Source organism: Sphingomonas sp. Leaf257 (assembly GCF_001422185.1).
Classification (GTDB): Bacteria; Pseudomonadota; Alphaproteobacteria; order Sphingomonadales; family Sphingomonadaceae; genus Sphingomonas; species Sphingomonas yabuuchiae.
The window spans coordinates 438,360-456,314 of the sequence record NZ_LMMH01000001.1 but is presented as its reverse complement, the minus strand read 5'-3'; the positions used below and the strand labels follow the sequence as shown (position 1 = coordinate 456,314).

Sequence of the window (17,955 nt, the reverse complement as noted above, 5' to 3'; positions counted from 1 at the left end):
GCGCTCAGCCCGAACGGACCGGGGAGCCGAAGGTAATCCACACCCCAACCCCCGTTCAGCCTGAGCGAAGTCGAAGGCAAAGGGATGAACGTCGCCAAGCGCAGATCGCGGGACGTACGCTTCGACTTCGCTCAGCGTGAACGGCTGTGGGATATGGCGCTGCGGAAGTGCGAGGCTCACCCCCCGTACATCGCCATCGCATCGCGCCGGAACGCCGCGCCGCTGTCGGTGCGGCTGTAGAACATGTGTCCGCCCGGATAGACGTTCAGCTTCACCCGCTGCGCCACACCATAGCTCGGCATCTGGTCGACGATCAGCCGCGAGGCAAAGTACGGGCAGGACAGGTCGTCCCAGCCATGCACGATCATCACCTTCATCTTGGGATCGTTGGCGATCGCCTTGCGCAGGTCGGTGACGGGGGCATCCTCGGGCTTGCCGCGATCCCAGGCGCTGTTCACCTCGTAGGACAGCGCATGATAGCGGGCGTCGGTCTTCCAGCCCACTTCGCGCGTCATGAAATCGACCATCGCGCTGGTCGTCGGCGCGATCAGCGAGTCGAGCAGCGGGTCGTTGGACCGCTGCTGTGACGACCACGGGAAGGGATCGAAGGCGGTGACGTTCGAATCGTAGATGCTGCCGATCGTCGAATCGTTGCGGTGAATCTCGCGCAGGTAGGTCCGCGTATCGATCCGCCCGCCCAGCTTGCGGACCAGCGCCGGGTCCAGCCCGGTCAACTCGGTGACGCGGGCCACCATCCGGTCGACGGCTTGCGTATCCGACCGCCCGCGCATCAGGTCGCGCAGGTAGTCGCCGCGCGCATAGGCCTCGACCCCGGCCATCGCTTCGGGCGTCAGCTTGCCCTGCCGCTCCAACTGGGCGGCGGCCATCGAGGGCAGGTCGATCATCCACGGCAAGGGCGACAGCGCGGTGGCATCGTCGCCCGAGGCGGGGTCGAGATAGGGCGACACCATGATCAGGCCGTTCACCCCGACGCCGATCTGCGACTGAAGTTCATAGGCGATGCGCGGCGCGCGATAGCCGCCATAGCTTTCGCCCATGACGTACTTCGGCGAACGCAACCGGCCTTCCTTGACCAGCCAGTCATAGACAACCTTGGACAGATATTTGATGTCCGGGTCGTTGGCGAAAAAGGCCTTTTTGGTCTCCGCCTCATCCACCAGGCTGCGGCTGAAGCCGGTGCCGATGGGATCGATGAAGACCAGGTCGGTGAAGTCCAGCCAGCTATTGGGATTGTCGGTCGTCACCGGCGCGTCGGAAGGCGCATCGCCCTGCGCGCCGAACGGCACGCGCTTGGGACCCACTGCGCCCAGATTCAGATAGACCGAGGCCGCGCCCGGCCCGCCGTTGAACGCGAAGGTGACGGGCCGCCGCACATCGCCGCCGGGGACGGTATAGGCGGTATAGACGACCTGCCCGATCTCCTTGCCCTTGTCGTCGCGCACCGCGATCTTGCCGATGGTCGCCTTGTAATTGACGACCCGGCCGCCGATCCGTGCCGATTGGCTGATCGTCTTGTCGGCGGGCAAGGGCGGACGCTTGCTGTCATCGTCCTTCGACTCGGTGGTCGTCTTGGTCTCGGTCTTCTCGGCCTTTTGCGCGAAGGCGGGGGTGGCGGCGCTGCTGGCCAGCAGCAACAGGGCGGTCAGGTGCAAGGTCTTGGACACGTTGGAAACTACTCCCCCTCGAACGGTGATCGGCAGCTATTAGGATCAAGCGGGATCATGCGCCGGACTTCCGCGTTCCCGCAAGCCCGCCCCTCTCGAAACGGCCGTTCCCGCTCCCTATCTCGCCTCTGGCATTCCTCCCGGAACAGAAGTAGAACCTGCCTCATGCTGACCAAGATTTCCGTCCGCGGCGCGCGCGAGCATAATCTCAAGGATGTCGATATCGACATTCCCCGTGACACGCTGACGGTCATCACCGGCCTGTCGGGGTCGGGCAAGTCCAGCCTCGCCTTCGACACCATCTATGCCGAGGGGCAGCGGCGCTATGTCGAGTCGCTGTCGGCCTATGCGCGCCAGTTCCTGGAGATGATGCAGAAGCCGGACGTCGACCATATCGAGGGGCTGTCGCCCGCCATCTCGATCGAGCAGAAGACGACCAGCCGCAATCCGCGCTCGACCGTGGCGACGGTCACCGAAATCTACGACTATATGCGTCTGCTTTGGGCGCGGGTCGGCATCCCCTACAGCCCGGCGACCGGCGAGCCGATCGCGGCGCAGACGGTCAGCCAGATGGTCGACCGGGTGATGACCCTGCCCGAGGGGACGCGCCTCTATCTGCTCGCCCCCGTCGTGCGCGGCCGCAAGGGCGAGTATCGCAAGGAAATGGCCGAGTGGCAGAAGGCGGGCTTCACCCGCGTTCGCATCGACGGCCAGCTTCATGAGATCGATGAGGCGCCCGCGCTCGACAAGAAGTTCAAGCACGATATCGAGGTGGTCGTCGACCGTCTGGTCGTGCGCGAGGACATCGCCACGCGCCTGGCCGACAGTTTCGAGACCGCGCTGAAGCTGGCGGACGGGCTGGCCTATGTCGACCCCGCCGATCCGGTCGAGCCCGCGACGCCCAAATCCGCCGTGCTGGGCAACAACGCGCCCGATGGCCGGATCGTGTTTTCGGAGAAATTCGCCTGCCCGATCAGCGGCTTCACCATTTCCGAGATCGAGCCACGCCTGTTCTCGTTCAACGCGCCGCAGGGGGCGTGCCCGGCCTGTGACGGCTTGGGCGAGAAGCTGATCTTCGACGAGGATCTGGTCGTCCCCAATCACGAGCTGTCGATCAAGAAGGGCGCGGTCGTGCCTTGGGCCAAATCCAACCCGCCCAGCCCCTATTATATGCAGGTGCTGGGCAGCCTGGCGCGCGAGTTCGGCTTCTCGCTGGAGACGCCGTGGAAGGATCTGGAGGACAAGGTCCGCGAGGCGATCCTGCATGGCACCAAGGGCAAGGCGGTCACGCTGACCTTTGTCGACGGCAAGAAGTCGTACGACGTGAAGAAGCCGTTCGAGGGCGTGATCGGCAATCTCAACCGCCGGATGCTTCAGACCGAAAGCGCCTGGATGCGCGAGGAACTGGCCAACTACCAGTCGTCGCAGCCCTGCGAAGTCTGCCACGGCGCGCGGTTGAAGCCCGAGGCGCTGGCGGTCAAGATCGCCATGCAGGACATCAGCTACGCCACGCATTTGTCGGTGGTCGATGCGCTGACCTTCTTCACCGGCCTGCCCGAACATCTGACCGATCAGCAGCGCGCCATCGCGCAGCCGATCCTCAAGGAAATCGTCGAGCGGCTGGGCTTCCTCAACAATGTCGGCCTCGATTATCTGAATCTCGATCGGACCAGCGGCACGCTGTCCGGTGGCGAGAGCCAGCGCATCCGGCTGGCGTCGCAGATCGGCTCGGGCCTGTCGGGTGTGTTGTACGTGCTCGATGAGCCGTCGATCGGGCTTCACCAGCGCGACAACGACATGCTGCTCGCGACGCTGCGCCGGTTGCGCGACCTGGGCAATACGGTGCTGGTCGTCGAACATGACGAGGATGCGATCCGCACCGCCGACTATGTCATCGACATGGGGCCGGGCGCGGGCGTGCATGGCGGCCAGATCGTCGCGCACGGCACGCTCAAGCAGCTGCTCAAGTCCAAGACCAGCGTCACCGCAGATTACCTGAACGGCACGCGCGAGGTCGCGGTCCCGGCCAAGCGCCGCAAGGGCTCGGGCAAGAAGCTGACGGTGCACAAGGCGACCGCCAACAATCTGCAAGGCGTGACCGCGAGCATCCCGCTGGGCACCTTCACCTGCATCACCGGCGTGTCGGGGTCGGGCAAGTCGAGCTTTACCATCGACACGCTCTATGCCGCCGCCGCGCGGTCGCTGAACGGCGCGCGTATCCTGGCGGGCAAGCATGAGAAGATCACCGGGCTCGACCATCTCGACAAGGTGATCGACATCGACCAGTCGCCGATCGGCCGCACCCCGCGATCGAACCCGGCGACCTATACTGGTGCCTTCACCCAGATTCGCGACTGGTTCGCGGGGCTGCCCGAGGCGCAGGCGCGCGGCTACAAGCCGGGCCGCTTCTCGTTCAACGTCAAGGGCGGCCGGTGCGAGGCATGCCAGGGCGATGGCGTGCTCAAGATCGAGATGCACTTCCTGCCCGACGTCTATGTGACGTGCGACGTGTGTCACGGCGCGCGCTACAATCGCGAGACGCTGGAAGTGAAGTTCAAGGGCCACTCGATCGCCGATGTGCTCGACATGACGGTCGAGGATGCGGCCGAGTTCTTCCAGGCGGTACCGCCGATCCGCGACAAGATGGCAATGCTGGTCGAGGTGGGCCTGGGTTACGTCAAGGTCGGCCAGCAGGCGACGACCCTGTCGGGTGGCGAGGCGCAGCGCGTGAAGCTGGCCAAGGAATTGTCGCGCCGGGCGACGGGCAACACGCTCTACATCCTCGACGAGCCCACGACCGGCTTGCATTTCGAGGATGTGCGCAAGCTGCTCGAAGTGCTCCATGCCCTGGTCGAACAGGGCAATACGGTGGTGGTGATCGAGCATAATCTCGATGTCATCAAGACCGCCGACTGGATCGTCGATCTGGGTCCCGAAGGCGGTGTGAAGGGCGGCGAGATCGTTGCGGTCGGAACGCCGGAAGTCGTCGCCGCCGAACCGCGCAGCTTTACGGGCAAGTATCTGAAGCCGTTGCTCGACAAGGGGCAGGCGCAGGCGGCGGAGTAAGTCCTCCCCAGGACGGGGGTGTGCGGGTTTTGATAGGCCTCGGCATTGAAGATGGTGTCGGTTTGCCATCCGACTCGCACAGGCCGCAGCTTGGTGAAGGCGGTTGTCCGCTTGAGGCGAACGGGACCGCCCCGAAGGAAGGCCTTCTCTACTTTCTGTCACCCCGGCGGAGGCCGGGGTCCAGTTGCGGAACGGTCGGAGGCACCTGCGGCGGCCACCCAAATGGGTCCTGGCCTTCGCCGGGATGGTATGATGGGGCGTTGGCGAGCTTCGGTCGAGACGTCGCTTGGCTTGGGTAATGGGCCGGCCACCTCCCTGCGCCGATAGGTTGTCCCTTGGCCTTCGACTTCGCTCAGGCCGAACGGAGGTTGGACACTTCTCCCGTTCGCACCGAGCGCAGTCGAACTGCACGCCCACCCGCAAACGCCCGCACCAAATCCCGGCAAAACCCCTTAACATATCGCAACCTTTGGCTCCGCAAAGCGATTCCCCCGCATCACCCATGAGGGAGGATGTAATGCGTGCATGGACACTCGGCCTGATCGGGGCCGCGACGCTGGTTTCCGGTTGCTCCACCTATGACAATGGTTTTGGCGGCTTGGGCGGTGGCCCACGTTATGCCTATGACTATAACCGGCCCGATCCCGCTTATGGCGGCTATTATGCCGACCGTTATTATGTCGACAATGCGCGGTATCGCGAGCGGCGGCTGAGCCGGAACGACCGTGTCTATGTCGGGCAGGACGGCCGCTATTATTGCCGCCGCAATGACGGCACCACTGGCCTGATCGTCGGCGGTATCGCGGGCGGTGCGCTGGGCGCGGCGATCACCTCGGGCGGGTCGCAGACGCTCGGCACGCTCCTGGGCGCCGCCGGTGGCGCGCTGGCCGGGCGCGCGATCGAGCGAAACAATGTCCGCTGCCGCTAAACCCGGCTGTTGATGTTCGACAAAGTATTGGGCCGGACCTCTCCCTGTGGCAAGGAGAGGTCCGGCCTTGTCGTGTCCGGCGCCAATAAACGCCAGATGAACGGCATGTCACTTCCTGCGACATTTGGCGACAATATGGATAAGCCATTGGCATAGCTTTGCGATTGTCGAGACCCATATTCTGGAGCGGGCCAGTAATCGCCCGCTTTATTATGGGAGTGTCATCATGAAGGCCATGATCCTTGCAAGCCTGGGTTTTGCCACCATCGCCGTCCCCACGGTCGCCGAGGCGCAGCGCTGGACCCCGATCGCGCAGCGCCAGGGCCAGTTGCAGCAGCGGATCGACCAGGGCATCCGCTCGGGCGCGCTCAATCGGCGCGAGGCGGGGCGGCTCCAGTCCGAACTGCGCGGCCTGAGCCAGCTCGAATACCGCTATCGCCGGTCGGGCGGTGGCCTGAGCGTCTCGGAGCGCAATGATCTGGACCGTCGCTATGCGATGCTGAGCCGTCAGGTCCGCTTCGAGAAGAACGACCGCAATTATCGCCGCTGATCGGTGCCGGTCGCCCGGCTTGGCAAATCGGACCTCGGAACATTCGGGCGCGGTGTGTCGGGCCGCTCGATCGGACGGCCGCTATCCTTCCATTTGTCCAGTATCTGGCCCGATGTGGCCAGACGGTCGCTGATCCCCGTTTCGCGTAGCGGAGCGGGGGTCGGCGTTCCGCGCGTTATGGCAGGGCGTGCGGGAGCCGGCGTCGAGCCGGGCAGAGGCGGCGCGGGCAGGGTCGCCGGGGCGGGCGGCAGCACGTCGCTGCTCGCCGTTTCGGGTGCCGGAGCGAGCGACGGAAGCACCTCTCCCCCCGCATAGGCGCGGCTCATCGCGGCAGCAGTGCCCCAATAGCCCTTCCAGCGATGGAAGAGATGCGCGCCGACCATGTCGGTCATCACCATGGCGCGGTTCCAGGCGGGCGCGACGGCGAAGGTATGGTAATGCGTCGCCAGCCCGACCGGCGCATAGACTCCGCCCGACAGCGCCGCCGCCGCGACCTGCGCCGCACGGGACCAGCCGGTGATGGCCGGGGTACGAGACAGGGCGCCGTCGCAGGCGAAGCTGAACTGGCAATGCGCGCGCTCCACCCCCTGATAGACGACGCCGCACACTGTGGCGGGGAAGGCGGGATGCCGCGCGCGGTTGAGCACGACCTGCGCCACGGCACGCTGCCCGTCGATGCTTTCGCCGCCCGCTTCGTAATAAATGGCGGCGGTCAGGCATTGCATCGCGCGCGCGCGGTCGATCGCGCTCGCGCGGCCCCAGGCAAAGGGTCGGGCCGCCACCACGCCGCTATCGGCGATGCTGGCCCCCGGCGGGATCGGCAAGGCGGGCAGGGCGACCGTGCCGGTGCTGCCATCGATGGCGGGCAGCGAATCGGCGACGGGAGCGGTGGCGGGTGTGGGCCGAAGTTGCGGCGTGGCGACGGCCACAGGCTTCGCCCGCTTGGCGCCTTGCGCGGCCAGAATCAGGCCGAACGTCAGCATCAGGCCGAGCAGCGCCAGCCAGACCTGTATCATCCGCCTTACTGTCCGCTTCGCCACCCGCAATGTGGGGAGTCCTCCAGCCCTGCCGCTCTCAGGTTATGGTTATACCCGCGAGGGTTAAGGATTTTGCGTAGCGGCGGATCTGCCCCTCCACCATCCTTCGGATGGTCCCCCTCCCCAAGCAGAGCTCGGGGAGGAATGGGGGGTCAGCGTAGTTTCGGCGAGTCGAGGTTGACCGAGGCGGCCGGGATCACCTCCACCTCGGGATGCGCCTGACGCAGCGCGGGCAGGAACTGCTTGGCGTCGCCGACGACGATGATGCTGGCCGCCTTGGGATCGAGAAGCGTGGCTGAAACCGACTCCACGGCCGCCGGGTCCACCGCCTGGACGCGTGGGATATAGCGGCTCAGTTCCTCCAGCGGCACGCCTTGCAGCGTGTAATTGGCCAATATGTCGGCGATGCCGTCGGTCGTCTCGATCGTCCGGCCGAAATTGCCGACCAGCACTGCCTGCCGCGTCGCCAGTTCGTCCTGCGGCACGGGCGCGGTGCCCAGCTTGCGCATCTCGGCATCGATCAGCCCGACGACGTCGGCGGCCGAGGGATTCTTGGTCTGGGTCCGCGCGGAGATCAGGCCGATGTCACGCCCCGTCGCCACCGAGCTGCCCGCGCCGTAAGCCAACCCGCGCTTGATGCGGATTTCCTGGTTGAGCCGCGAGGAGAAGCCGCCGCCCAGCACGGTATTCGCCACCGCCAGCGGGTAATAGCGGTCATCGGCGCGGCGGATGCCCGAACGTGCGACGACCACCCCGGCCTGTCCGGCATCGGGCATGTCGACGACGATGACGCGCGGCGCGGGGAAGGCGGGTTCGGGGGGCTTGGCCGTCGTCGCGGCGGCTCCGGCCACCTGCCAATTGCCCAGATAACGCTCGGCGACCTGTTGGGCCTGGGCGGGGGTCACGTCGCCGACCAGCAGCAGCGTCGCCTGACCCGGCTTCCAGCTGCGCGCATAGGCGGCTATCAGGTCGGCACGGGTCAGCCCCTTCAATGAGGCGGGCGTGCCCGACAGCGGCTGGCCATAGGGACGCGCGCCATAGACGACGCGGTCGGCGACCATCGCCGACAGCTGCGCCGGATTCTGCATGGCGACGTTCAGGCTGTCGATCGACTGGGTGCGGGCACGGTCGATCTCCTCCTGCTTGAACGCCGGGTTGGTCGCGACATCGGCCAGGATGGTCATCGCCGTGCCGAGCTGCGCCGAGGGGACGGTCAGGTCGATGGTCGCGCCGTCATCCGAGGCGCCCGCTGCAATCGATCCGCCCAGGCTTTCGACCGCGCGCGCGATCTCGGTCGCCGAGCGGGTCGTGGTACCCTTGGTCATCAGCTCGGACGACAGGCTGCTTGCGCCTGCCTTGCCAACCGGATCAGTCGCCGCACCGCCCAGCGCCACCAGCGACGCGGTGACGAGCGGCAAATCGTGCCGCTCGACCGTCACGACGCGCAGGCCGTTGGGCAGCGTGGTCGCAACCGGTTGCGGCAGGGTGGGGGCGATGGCCGCGCCGGGCGCGGGGGGCAGGATGCGCTGCCCCTCGGGGGCGGGCGTCACCACCTCGATATTGGCGGGCGGGGTCAGCGCCGCGGTCTGGACCGTCGGCGCGATCTCGATCGGCATCAGGCGGACATTCGCGGGGCGTTCGCTGTCGGGCAGGTAGCGGATGGTCGCGCTTTGGCTGTCCTTCAAATAGGCACGGGCAACGCGCTGGATATCGGCGGCCGTCACCTTCTGCACGGCGACGATCTGGCGGTCGGCGGCGCTGGGGTCGCCGTCGACGATGACGCTGTTGGCGATCAGACTGGCCTTGCCCTCGGCGGTCTCCCGCTGCTTGAGCGCGGCGGTCAGCAGCTCGTTCTTCGCCTCGGCCAGTTCGGTGGCGGAGACGGGGGCGTCACGCAGCCGGGCGACCTCCTTCTTCAACGCTGCCTCGCCCTCGGCCACCGGCTTGCCGCTCGCCATCATCGCATAGAGGACGATGTTGCCGGTCGACTGCTTGGTGTCGAGGAAGGTCGCGGCCGACTGGGCCAGCTGGTCGCGGTACACCAGATCCTCATACAGCCGCGAGCTCTCGCCCGCTGACAGGATGGCGTTCAACACCATCAGCGCGGGAGTATCGGCGCTGCGTTCGGGCGGGATATGATAGCTGATCAGGACAGCGGGCAGCGGCGTGTTGGGCTCGTAGACGGTGCGCGATACGGCTTGCGTCCGTGCCGGTTCCTGCACGGTGACGCGCGGGATCGCGGTCGCGGGCCGCTTGATGTTCGCGAAATACTGATCGACCCAACGGTTCAGCTGCGCGGGATCGAAATTGCCCGACACGACCAGCACCGCATTGTCGGGCCGGTAATAGGTGGCGTGGAAGGCGCGCACATCATCGATGCCCGCCGACTCCAGTTCTTCCAGGCTGCCGATACCCGGCCGCGCATAGGGGTGCGTCGTGTAGGCCAGCTTGGGGTAATAGATGGAGAACAGCTTGCCATAAGGCTGGGCGAGGGTGCGCTGGCGCAGTTCCTCCTTCACCACGTCGCGTTCGCTGGCGAAGCTCTTGGGCTCGACGACCAGCGCGGCCATGCGGTCGGCTTCCGCGAACAGCAGGCGCTGCAGATGGTTGGCGGGCACCACCTCGAAATAATTGGTGTAGTCGTCGGCGGTGGAGGCGTTGTTATAACCGCCGACATCCTCGGTCAGGCGATCCATCTGTTCGGGGACGAGGTTGCGCGTCGCCTTGAACATCAGATGCTCGAACATGTGGGCAAAGCCCGAGCGGCCCTTGGGATCGTCCTTCGACCCGACATCATACCAGACCTGGACCGAGACGTTGGGCGTCGTCGTGTCGCGAATGGCATAGACGCGCAGGCCGTTGGGCAGGGTGCGCGTGGCGAAGTCGATGGGCTTCACGCTTTCCGTGCGCGCCGGGCCTGGCGCGGTTTGCGCTCCTGCCAGCGAGGGAAGGGCGGCGACGCCGAGCAGAAGCGCGGCACGGAAAAGGCGCATGAAAACCCTCGTTTCAGTGGAAGCGGATTATTTGGACTTGTTGCGCGTGCCGTACAGCACCGCCGCCGCGATCGCGGCCGAACCGATGCCGACGCCCAGGCCGATCTTGCCCATCGGCCAGTTACGCGTCTTTTCCTTGATCGACGTGGCGGTCGCCTCAGCGGCGGCGGCGGCGTGATCCTTGGCCTCCTTGGCGGCGGCGAGGATTTCGTTGGGGGCGTCTTCGCTATGATCGGTCATGCTACTCTCCTACTCGACCCGATTATTCCTTGGCAGCGTAGCGCGCCCGGAAGTCGTCCGCAAAGGCCGTGAGGCGACCTTCGGCGATGGCGGCGCGCAGATCGGCCATCATCTGCTGATAGAACCAGATATTATGCTCGGTCATCAGCATCGCGCCCAGGATTTCGCCCGCGCGGACCAGATGGTGGAGATAGGCGCGGCTCCAGGTCGCGCAGACCGGGCAGCCACAGGCGGGGTCGAGCGGACCCTGATCCTCGGCGAAGCGCGCGTTGCGGATGTTGATCGGGCCGTTGCGGGTAAAGGCCTGCCCCGTGCGGCCCGAGCGGGTCGGCAGCACGCAGTCGAACATGTCGACGCCGCGCTCGACCGCGCCGACGATATCGGTCGGCTTGCCCACGCCCATCAGGTAACGCGGCTTTTCCACCGGCAGCTGGCCCGGTGCGAAATCGAGGCAGCCGAACATCGCCTCCTGCCCCTCACCGACCGCGAGGCCACCGATCGCATAGCCGTCGAACCCGATGTCGATCAGCGCGTCGGCAGAGGACTTGCGGAAACTCTCGTCCAGCGCACCCTGCTGGATGCCGAAGATCGCATTGTCCTCGGCATGTTGTCCGCCCGCGTCGAAGGCGTCGCGACTGCGCTTCGCCCAGCGCATCGAGCGCTCCATCGCGCTCGCCTGCACCTCGCGCGTCGAAGTCGTCGGGACGAGTTCGTCGAATGCCATGACAATGTTGGAGCCGAGCAGCCGCTGGATTTCGATCGAGCGTTCGGGGCTGAGCAGATGGCGGGTGCCGTCGAGATGGCTCTTGAACGCCACGCCGTCCTCGGATCGCTTGGTCAGCTCGGCCAGACTCATCACCTGATAGCCCCCCGAGTCGGTCAGGATCGGCCGGTCCCAGCCCATGAAGCCGTGCAGGCCCCCCAATCGGTTCACCCGCTCGGCCCCTGGGCGCAGCATCAGGTGATAGGTGTTGCCCAGGATGATGTCCGCGCCGCTTGCGCGCACATCGCCAGGCTTCATCGCCTTGACGGTGGCGGCGGTGCCGACGGGCATAAAGGCGGGGGTACGGATCTCGCCCCGCTTCATGGCGATGGTGCCGGTGCGGGCGCGGCCGTCGGTGGCGTGGATGGCGAAAGAGAAGCGGGCGGTCATTTTCTGTCTCGGGGTCGAAGCGGGCCGGTCGGGCCGTTGGCGTCAACGGGGGTGGTACGGATGGTCAGCGCCTCGGCGCGGCTGATCGCGCCGTCCTGGTCGCGGTCGAAGCGCGAGAACAGGCGCGAGAAATGGGCTTGGAGTTCGGCGAGGGTGATGCGGTTGTCGCTGTTCTTGTCGACATCGAACGGACTGGGCAGCGCGTTGCGATCCCCCAGCCAGCGCTCGGCCCAGTCGGCAAACTGGAGATAGCCGATCGACCCCTGATGCGTGGTATCGATCGCGTCATAGCTGCGCTTGACGCCCGCCTCCATCTCGGCGCGGCTGGTCTTGCCGTCGCCGTCGCTGTCGAGCGTCGCGATCATCATCGCCACAGGTTCGACCACCATGGTTGCGGGCGTCTGCGCAAAGGGTTTGGGCCGCGCGGTGACGACGACCGTATTGTCCGCCTCCTGTGCGGGGGACTGTGTCGCCTGCATCAGAAGCAGCGCGAACAGGATCATGCAGAGCGTTCCGGCAGCAACAGCGATGCGTCGCCATAGGAATAGAAGCGATACGCGTTCGCGATCGCATGGGCATAGGCCGCCTGCATCCGGTCCAGCCCCATTAGCGCCGAGACCAGCATGAACAGGGTCGAGCGCGGCAGATGGAAATTGGTCATCAGCCCGTCGATGCCGCGAAAGCGATAGCCCGGCGTGATGAAGATCGCGGTGTCGCCCTCGAACGGACGGATCACGCCGTCTTCGCCCGCCGCGCTTTCGATCAGGCGCAGCGAGGTGGTGCCGACCGCGATCACCCGGCCGCCGCGTGCCTTGACGGCGTTCAGCCGGTCGGCGGTGGCGGCGTCGATGCGGCCCCATTCGGCGTGCATCTTGTGGTCGACCGTGTCCTCGGCCTTCACCGGCAGGAAGGTGCCCGCGCCGACATGCAGGGTCAGCGTCGCATGCTCGATCCCCGCCGTTGCCAGTGACTCCAGCAGTTCGGGCGTGAAGTGCAGCGCCGCCGTGGGCGCGGCGACCGCACCCGGCTCGTTGGCGAACATGGTCTGATAGTCGTCGGCGTCCTTTTCGGTAACGCCCCGCTTCTGCGCGATATAGGGGGGCAGGGGCATGGTGCCCGCCCGCTCCAACAGCAGTTCGACGGGTTCCTCACCCGCGAAGTCGAGCGCGAAGCTGCCATCCTCGGCCCGGTCGCGCGCGGTGGCGGAGACGCCCGCGCCGAAGTCGATCACGTCGCCGTCGCGCAACCGCTTGGCGTTGCGGATGAAGGCGCGCCAGCGTCGCGTGCCTTCGCGCTTGTGCAGGGTCGCGCCGATCCGCGCCTCTCCCCGCACACCTTCCAACTGGGCGGGAATGACGCGGGTGTCGTTGAACACCAGAAGGTCGCCCGCGCGCAGGGCAGCGGGCAGGTCGCTCACCCGCTGGTCACGGGTGGCGTCACCGTCGAGAACCAGCATCCGCGCCGAGTCGCGCGGGGATGCGGGGTATAGCGCGATCCGCTCGGGCGGCAGCGCGAAGTCGAACAGGTCTACGTTCACTTGGTGGCCGTTGCCGCCTTCTTGGCCGGAGCCGCCTTGGGGGCGGGGCGGCGCGCCGGGGTGATGGTGACGGGCTTGGGCGCCGCGCCCGGCAGGGTCACGGGCGCACCCAGATTGGGGGCGGGGGCCTGGGGCATCGGCACATAGGCCGGGGGATTGTCCGCCGCGACATAGGCGTGAACGATCCGGCTCGGGTTCGCGGGCGGCTCGCCCCGCTCGATCCGGTCGACATATTGCATGCCGTCGATCACCCGGCCGAACACCGTGTACTTCTTGTCGAGCGCGAAGCGCGGCTGGAAGACGATGTAGAACTGGCTGTTGGCGCTGTTGGGATCGTCGGCGCGCGCGGCGGCCACCGATCCGCGGACGTGCGGCAGATAGTTGAACTCGGAGGGCACGTTGGGCAGGTCCGAGCCGCCGGTGCCGTCGCCCTTGGGATCGCCGCCCTGCGCCATGAAGCCGTCGATCACGCGGTGGAAGACGAGGCCGTCATAGAAGTGACGGCGGGTCAGCGTCTTGATCCGCTCGACCATCTTGGGTGCGACATCGGGGCGCAGCCAGATCGTCACGCGGCCGCCGGTCGACAGGTCGAGCAGCCAGAGATTCTCCTTGTCGGTGACGGGCGGCGGGGTGGCGCGGCCGGTGACATTGTCCTCCAGAACCTGCGCGGCCTTGGCGGGGGAGGTGAATTTCGGTTGGGCCTGGGTCTGAGCTTGCGCCTGCGCCGGAACGGCGATCGGGCTGGCCATCAACATGGCAAGAGCGGCGAGAACGCGCATCATATCTCTACGACAAGGGAAGGAATGGGGAGGCTGTAGAGCAAATCGCCCCTTGCGCCAATCTGAACCTTTGGATGTCGTCATCCTCCCCGGAACGGGGAGGGTGTGCGGGCTTTGACGTGCCCCCGGCACGTCAAGATGGTGCCGGGGGCACCATCTCGCTCGCACACATGCGCAGCATGGTGGAGGGGGCCGTCGGCTGGGGATGTCCTATGAGGAAGCCCCCCTTCCGTCAGGGCTTCGCTCTGCCACCTCCCCGCGAGCGGGGAGGATATCAGGAGCCCTTGCGGCCGATCTTCTCGACGCGCGCGACCACGTCCTCGCACACGGCGGGCGTCACGAACTTGGCGATGTTGCCGCCATACATGGCAATTTCCTTGACCAACCGGCTGGCGATGGGCTGCAGCGCGACATCGGCCATCAGGAAGACGGTCTCGACCCGCGGATTGATCTGCTGGTTCATGCCCGCCATCTGGTACTCATATTCGAAGTCGGCGACCGCGCGCAGGCCCCGGACGATGACTTTCGCGCCCTCGCGCTCGGCGAAATCCATCAGCAGCGAATCGAAGGCGACGACATGGATCTCGCCCGCGACATCGGCGACCTCGCGCCGGACCATCTCCATCCGCTCGTCCAGCGTGAACATGGGCGATTTGGACGGATTGGTGGTGACGCCGATCACCAGCCGATCGACCAGCTTCGCGCCGCGCCGGATGATATCCATATGGCCCAGCGTGACGGGATCGAAAGTGCCGGGATAGACGCCGATCCGGGTCATCGGTCACGCTCCACCACATAGGCCGCGATGGCGCGAAGCAGATCGGCCTCGGGGCCATAGTCGCGTAAGTGCGCGATCGCCTGATCGACCAGCATCCGGCATTGCTCCCGCGCGCGCTCGACGCCGAGCAGGCTGAGGAAGGTCGCCTTGCCCGCATCCTGGTCCTTGCGCAGCTTCTTGCCCGCCGCCGCCTCGTCGCCCTCGGCGTCGAGCAGGTCGTCGGCGATCTGGAAGGCCAGCCCCAGGTCATGGGCATAGCCGCGCAGATGGGTGCGACCCTCGGGCGGCACGCGACCCAGGATCGCGCCCGCCTCGACCGCCGCACAGATCAGCGCGCCGGTCTTCATCTGTTGAAGCCGGGTGACGGTGGCGAGGTCGAAGACCTGCCGCTCGGCCTCCAGATCCATCTGCTGCCCGCCCGCCATGCCGCTGGGGCCGGAGGCGCGCGCCAGGTCGAGGATCAGCTCGGAGCGGACAAAGGGATCGGCATGGGTCGACGGATCGGCCAGGATCTCGAAGGCCAGCGCATGGAGGCAGTCGCCCGCCAGGATCGCCGTCGCCTCGTCGAACGCCTTGTGCACGGTCGGCTTGCCGCGCCGCATATCGTCGTCGTCCATCGCGGGCAGATCGTCATGGATCAGCGAATAGACGTGGATCGCCTCCAGCGCGGTGGCGACCCATCCCGCGCAATCGCGGTCGACCGCAAACAGATGCGCGGTGGCGAAGACCAGCAGCGGGCGCAGCCGCTTGCCGCCGCCGATCGCGGCATGGCGCATCGCGGCATAGAGCGAGGCACGCGGATCGCCCGGATCGGCGAGCAGCTCGGCAAAGCGGCGGTCGATATCGTCTGCGACTTCGGCCAGGGCCTCGGGCAGGGTGGTGGCGGCGAGCGTCACCCTCAACCCGCCTGAAACGGGCGGGTGCCCGCGGCCTTGCCCTCGGCGTCGAGGCGGATCGCCTCGATCCGGGCCTGGGCGGCGTCAAGCCGTTCGGCGCAGCGTTGGCGCAGACGATCGCCGCGCTCATAGAGGCGGATCGATTCGTCGAGCGTCGCTTCGCCGCTTTCCAGTCGGCCGACGATCCTCTCCAATTCCTTGAGGGCGTCCTCGAACGTCAGTTCTTCGATGGGCGTATCCATGACGCCGCTATGCGTCACGCCCGGCGGGTTCGCAAGCAGCGTCGCGCTTAGCGCAGTCGGTTGACGGTCCAGGTGTAGAGAAACGAAACACCGAACAGGCCCAGGTCGAGCGCGGCCTGCACCCGGCGGGGCGAGCGGTCGGTGAGGTCGTGGGTGATGAGGCGGACATCGGCCGTGGGATGGCGATAGGCCAGCGCGATCAGCGCCAGCACCAGTCCAGCCATCATGATCCGCCGTTCGCGCACAGTCCCTTCCCCTTGCGCACCGTCTTACGATGCGGGCGGATTGCGGGCAATAGGCCGCTTGGCGGCGGCGCAAGGGGGATCGGGACACCCCAGCAGGCGCGGTCGCGCCCGCCGTCCTTGGCGGCGAACAGGGCCTGATCCGCCTCGCGGTACAACAGGCGCCAGTCCGATTCGTCGGCAATCGGGCCGGTGCACAGGCCGAAACTGGCGGTGACGGTCAGCCCCGAGGGATAGCTGGTGCCGCGCAGCCGGGCGAGCAGCGTCTCGGGGTCGGGCGCGCGTTCGGCATCGGCCAGCAGCGCGAACTCCTCGCCGCCGATCCGGGCGACCAGCATGTCGAGGCCCACCGCCTCGCCCAGCGTCCGGGCGAAGATGCGCAGCACCTCGTCGCCGCCGTCATGGCCCAGCGTGTCGTTGATCCGCTTGAAATGATCGATATCCGCCAGGATCAGCGTCTGCGGCCCGCTGCGTCCGATCGCCTGTTCCAGGAAGGCGCGGCGGTTGAACAGCCCGGTCAGCGGATCGGTATCGGCCAGACGCCGCGCCACCCGCTCGTCGGCGCGCGCCAGATCGCGCTCGCGGCTGAGCAGATAGATGCGATAGGCGACGCCCAGGCTGGCGATCAGCGCCTCGACGCCCATCGACAACACGGTCGACTGGTCGATCCAGGGCCGCCACTCGATCAGGTGCAGCGCATTGAGCACCCGGAACATCGCCAGCCCGATCGGCGTGCCCCAGGCGATGGCGAAGGCCCAGAGGAAATTGCTCCGCCGCCGCCAGGCCCGCGCCAGCACCGCGATCAGGAAGACCAGCAGCACCATGAAGCCCATCAGCACCGCCTGATCCAGCGCGATGATCCAGCGCGGGGCGAGCAGGGCGAAGGCGATGTTGGGAATGGCGATCAGGATGAAGCAGATCACCGCCATGCGGTCGAGCCAGCCTGCGAACACCTTTCGTTCGAAGAAATGGCGCGAGAAGATGACCAGGGTCATCGCGACCCCGCCCAGCATGATCGCGTTCCATCGATGTCGCTCGTTATTGTCCAGCCAGGGCAGCCACTGGCCGATCAGCCCCGAAGAGGACAGGGTATAGCCGGTGATGAAGAACAGCAGCAGGCAATAGACCGGCTGGAGCGGCTGGCGGAGCGCTGGCCACAGGGCCATGTTGTACACCGCCAGGCCGACCACGACGCCGATGATGACGCCATAGATCAGCCCGAGCGAGGACTCGACCGCCAGCATGTCGGCATGGATGCCGATCCGGGCGCCGCGCACGACGCCGCGCATATTGGCTGCTCCATGCGCCTCCCACAGGATCCGCACGGGCCGGGTCCCCTCATGGGGCAGGGGCACCGCGATCATCGGGCCGAGCAGCAGATAGGGGGCGGTCGTCGCGCTGGTGAAGGCGACGGTACGGATTTTCCCGTCGGCATACAGGATGTGCAGCGCCGTCGCGTCCTGCCAGGTGCTGGCGAAGCTGACGGCCAGGCGGTCGCGAAGGTCGCCCGCCACCGGCGGCAGCGGTTGCGAGAGGACCCAGAAATCGCCGACGCCATAGGCGGACTGGTCGCCGGTGCAGTCGAAACCCCGCGGCCGGGTCAGTTGCGTGCGGGCATCGTCGCCTGCCCGGATCGGGCGAATACAGGTGGTCAGGCTCTGGCCGACCTGGGCCTGGGCGTCCGCCAACGGCCACAGGACTGCCAGCACCGCCAGCAGCAACGCGCCTATCGTGATCGGCCAAGCGCCCTTCATGTGGTCCATCTGTCTGCGAAAGGCCGAAAATAGAGTTAACGGCGGCGTAACACAGTTTACATGTATCACCGCGCC

The 17,955-nt window shown here is 66.7% G+C and carries 16 protein-coding genes; 3 read left to right on the top strand and 13 right to left on the bottom strand.

Features of this window, described 5'->3' with window-relative positions:
* Window positions 1-176: 176 nt before the first annotated feature.
* A complete protein-coding gene (locus ASF14_RS02250) occupies window positions 177-1,685 on the bottom strand; it encodes a S10 family peptidase (RefSeq protein ID WP_082442025.1) in 1,509 nt (502 codons plus the stop codon).
* A 165-nt stretch (window positions 1,686-1,850) separates the two neighbouring features.
* Between ASF14_RS02250 and uvrA the strand changes: the two genes are divergently transcribed.
* The 3 genes from uvrA to ASF14_RS02235 all read left to right on the top strand — a co-directional run bounded on the left by uvrA (window position 1,851) and on the right by ASF14_RS02235 (window position 6,229).
* Complete coding sequence (uvrA, locus tag ASF14_RS02245) at window positions 1,851-4,751, top strand: excinuclease ABC subunit UvrA (RefSeq protein WP_056430796.1); 2,901 nt, start codon at window positions 1,851-1,853, stop codon at window positions 4,749-4,751.
* 517 nt (window positions 4,752-5,268) lie between these two features.
* On the top strand, window positions 5,269-5,679 hold the full coding sequence (locus ASF14_RS02240; RefSeq protein WP_153008083.1) for a glycine zipper 2TM domain-containing protein: 411 nt from the start codon (window positions 5,269-5,271) through the stop codon (window positions 5,677-5,679).
* A gap of 226 nt (window positions 5,680-5,905) precedes the next feature.
* Entirely contained in the window at window positions 5,906-6,229 is a 324-nt protein-coding gene (locus ASF14_RS02235) for a hypothetical protein (protein ID WP_056430793.1), read from the top strand.
* Here ASF14_RS02235 and ASF14_RS02230 read toward each other — a convergent pair.
* From ASF14_RS02230 to ASF14_RS02175, 12 genes are all read right to left on the bottom strand, one after another.
* Entirely contained in the window at window positions 6,217-7,245 is a 1,029-nt protein-coding gene (locus ASF14_RS02230) for a cell wall hydrolase (RefSeq protein WP_056430789.1), read from the bottom strand. The two genes, ASF14_RS02235 and ASF14_RS02230, sit on opposite strands and share 13 nt — an antisense overlap.
* A gap of 173 nt (window positions 7,246-7,418) precedes the next feature.
* On the bottom strand, window positions 7,419-10,259 hold the full coding sequence (locus tag ASF14_RS02225; RefSeq protein ID WP_056430787.1) for a M16 family metallopeptidase: 2,841 nt from the start codon (window positions 10,257-10,259) through the stop codon (window positions 7,419-7,421).
* Between the two features lie 27 nt (window positions 10,260-10,286).
* Window positions 10,287-10,499, bottom strand: a complete 213-nt coding sequence (locus ASF14_RS02220; RefSeq protein ID WP_056430784.1) for a hypothetical protein — start codon at window positions 10,497-10,499, stop codon at window positions 10,287-10,289.
* 22 nt (window positions 10,500-10,521) lie between these two features.
* Window positions 10,522-11,652 carry a tRNA guanosine(34) transglycosylase Tgt gene (gene tgt, locus ASF14_RS02215; protein ID WP_056430781.1) on the bottom strand — a complete coding sequence of 377 codons (1,131 nt, stop codon included), beginning with the start codon at window positions 11,650-11,652 and terminating at the stop codon, window positions 10,522-10,524.
* Window positions 11,649-12,155, bottom strand: a complete 507-nt coding sequence (locus tag ASF14_RS02210; RefSeq protein WP_056430778.1) for an EF-hand domain-containing protein — start codon at window positions 12,153-12,155, stop codon at window positions 11,649-11,651. The genes tgt and ASF14_RS02210 overlap by 4 nt, the downstream gene beginning before the upstream one ends.
* Complete coding sequence (queA, locus tag ASF14_RS02205) at window positions 12,152-13,189, bottom strand: tRNA preQ1(34) S-adenosylmethionine ribosyltransferase-isomerase QueA (protein ID WP_056430775.1); 1,038 nt, start codon at window positions 13,187-13,189, stop codon at window positions 12,152-12,154. The genes ASF14_RS02210 and queA overlap by 4 nt, the downstream gene beginning before the upstream one ends.
* The gene (locus ASF14_RS02200; RefSeq protein ID WP_056431388.1) at window positions 13,186-13,968 is read right to left on the bottom strand and encodes a peptidylprolyl isomerase; all 783 of its coding nucleotides are present in this window, start codon (window positions 13,966-13,968) and stop codon (window positions 13,186-13,188) included. The genes queA and ASF14_RS02200 overlap by 4 nt, the downstream gene beginning before the upstream one ends.
* 274 nt (window positions 13,969-14,242) lie before the next feature.
* Window positions 14,243-14,746 (bottom strand): pantetheine-phosphate adenylyltransferase, encoded by a 504-nt coding sequence (gene coaD / locus ASF14_RS02195; protein ID WP_056430774.1) that lies wholly within the window; start codon window positions 14,744-14,746, stop codon window positions 14,243-14,245.
* The gene (locus ASF14_RS02190; protein ID WP_056430771.1) at window positions 14,743-15,642 is read right to left on the bottom strand and encodes a polyprenyl synthetase family protein; all 900 of its coding nucleotides are present in this window, start codon (window positions 15,640-15,642) and stop codon (window positions 14,743-14,745) included. The genes coaD and ASF14_RS02190 overlap by 4 nt, the downstream gene beginning before the upstream one ends.
* A gap of 2 nt (window positions 15,643-15,644) precedes the next feature.
* On the bottom strand, window positions 15,645-15,884 hold the full coding sequence (locus tag ASF14_RS02185; RefSeq protein WP_007406073.1) for an exodeoxyribonuclease VII small subunit: 240 nt from the start codon (window positions 15,882-15,884) through the stop codon (window positions 15,645-15,647).
* 47 nt (window positions 15,885-15,931) lie between these two features.
* Window positions 15,932-16,111: a hypothetical protein gene (locus ASF14_RS02180; protein WP_082442044.1), complete on the bottom strand. Its 180-nt coding sequence runs from the start codon at window positions 16,109-16,111 to the stop codon at window positions 15,932-15,934.
* The gene (locus ASF14_RS02175) at window positions 16,108-17,880 is read right to left on the bottom strand and encodes a sensor domain-containing diguanylate cyclase (protein ID WP_082442043.1); all 1,773 of its coding nucleotides are present in this window, start codon (window positions 17,878-17,880) and stop codon (window positions 16,108-16,110) included. Before ASF14_RS02175 ends, ASF14_RS02180 begins: the two co-directional genes overlap by 4 nt.
* Between the last annotated feature and the right edge of the window lie 75 nt (window positions 17,881-17,955).

Bases quoted from the DNA above. Each gene is read 5' to 3' on its own strand.
- uvrA (WP_056430796.1), top strand. From the start codon at position 1,851: ATGCTGACCAAGATTTCCGTCCGCGGCGCGCGCGAGCATAATCTCAAG.
- ASF14_RS02225 (WP_056430787.1), bottom strand. From the start codon at position 10,259: ATGCGCCTTTTCCGTGCCGCGCTTCTGCTCGGCGTCGCCGCCCTTCCC.
- ASF14_RS02220 (WP_056430784.1), bottom strand. From the start codon at position 10,499: ATGACCGATCATAGCGAAGACGCCCCCAACGAAATCCTCGCCGCCGCC.
- ASF14_RS02200 (WP_056431388.1), bottom strand. From the start codon at position 13,968: ATGCGCGTTCTCGCCGCTCTTGCCATGTTGATGGCCAGCCCGATCGCC.
- ASF14_RS02185 (WP_007406073.1), bottom strand. From the start codon at position 15,884: ATGGATACGCCCATCGAAGAACTGACGTTCGAGGACGCCCTCAAGGAA.
- ASF14_RS02210 (WP_056430778.1), bottom strand. From the start codon at position 12,155: ATGATCCTGTTCGCGCTGCTTCTGATGCAGGCGACACAGTCCCCCGCA.
- ASF14_RS02235 (WP_056430793.1), top strand. From the start codon at position 5,906: ATGAAGGCCATGATCCTTGCAAGCCTGGGTTTTGCCACCATCGCCGTC.
- coaD (WP_056430774.1), bottom strand. From the start codon at position 14,746: ATGACCCGGATCGGCGTCTATCCCGGCACTTTCGATCCCGTCACGCTG.
- ASF14_RS02180 (WP_082442044.1), bottom strand. From the start codon at position 16,111: ATGATGGCTGGACTGGTGCTGGCGCTGATCGCGCTGGCCTATCGCCAT.
- tgt (WP_056430781.1), bottom strand. From the start codon at position 11,652: ATGACCGCCCGCTTCTCTTTCGCCATCCACGCCACCGACGGCCGCGCC.
- ASF14_RS02240 (WP_153008083.1), top strand. From the start codon at position 5,269: ATGCGTGCATGGACACTCGGCCTGATCGGGGCCGCGACGCTGGTTTCC.
- ASF14_RS02230 (WP_056430789.1), bottom strand. From the start codon at position 7,245: ATGATACAGGTCTGGCTGGCGCTGCTCGGCCTGATGCTGACGTTCGGC.
- ASF14_RS02175 (WP_082442043.1), bottom strand. From the start codon at position 17,880: ATGAAGGGCGCTTGGCCGATCACGATAGGCGCGTTGCTGCTGGCGGTG.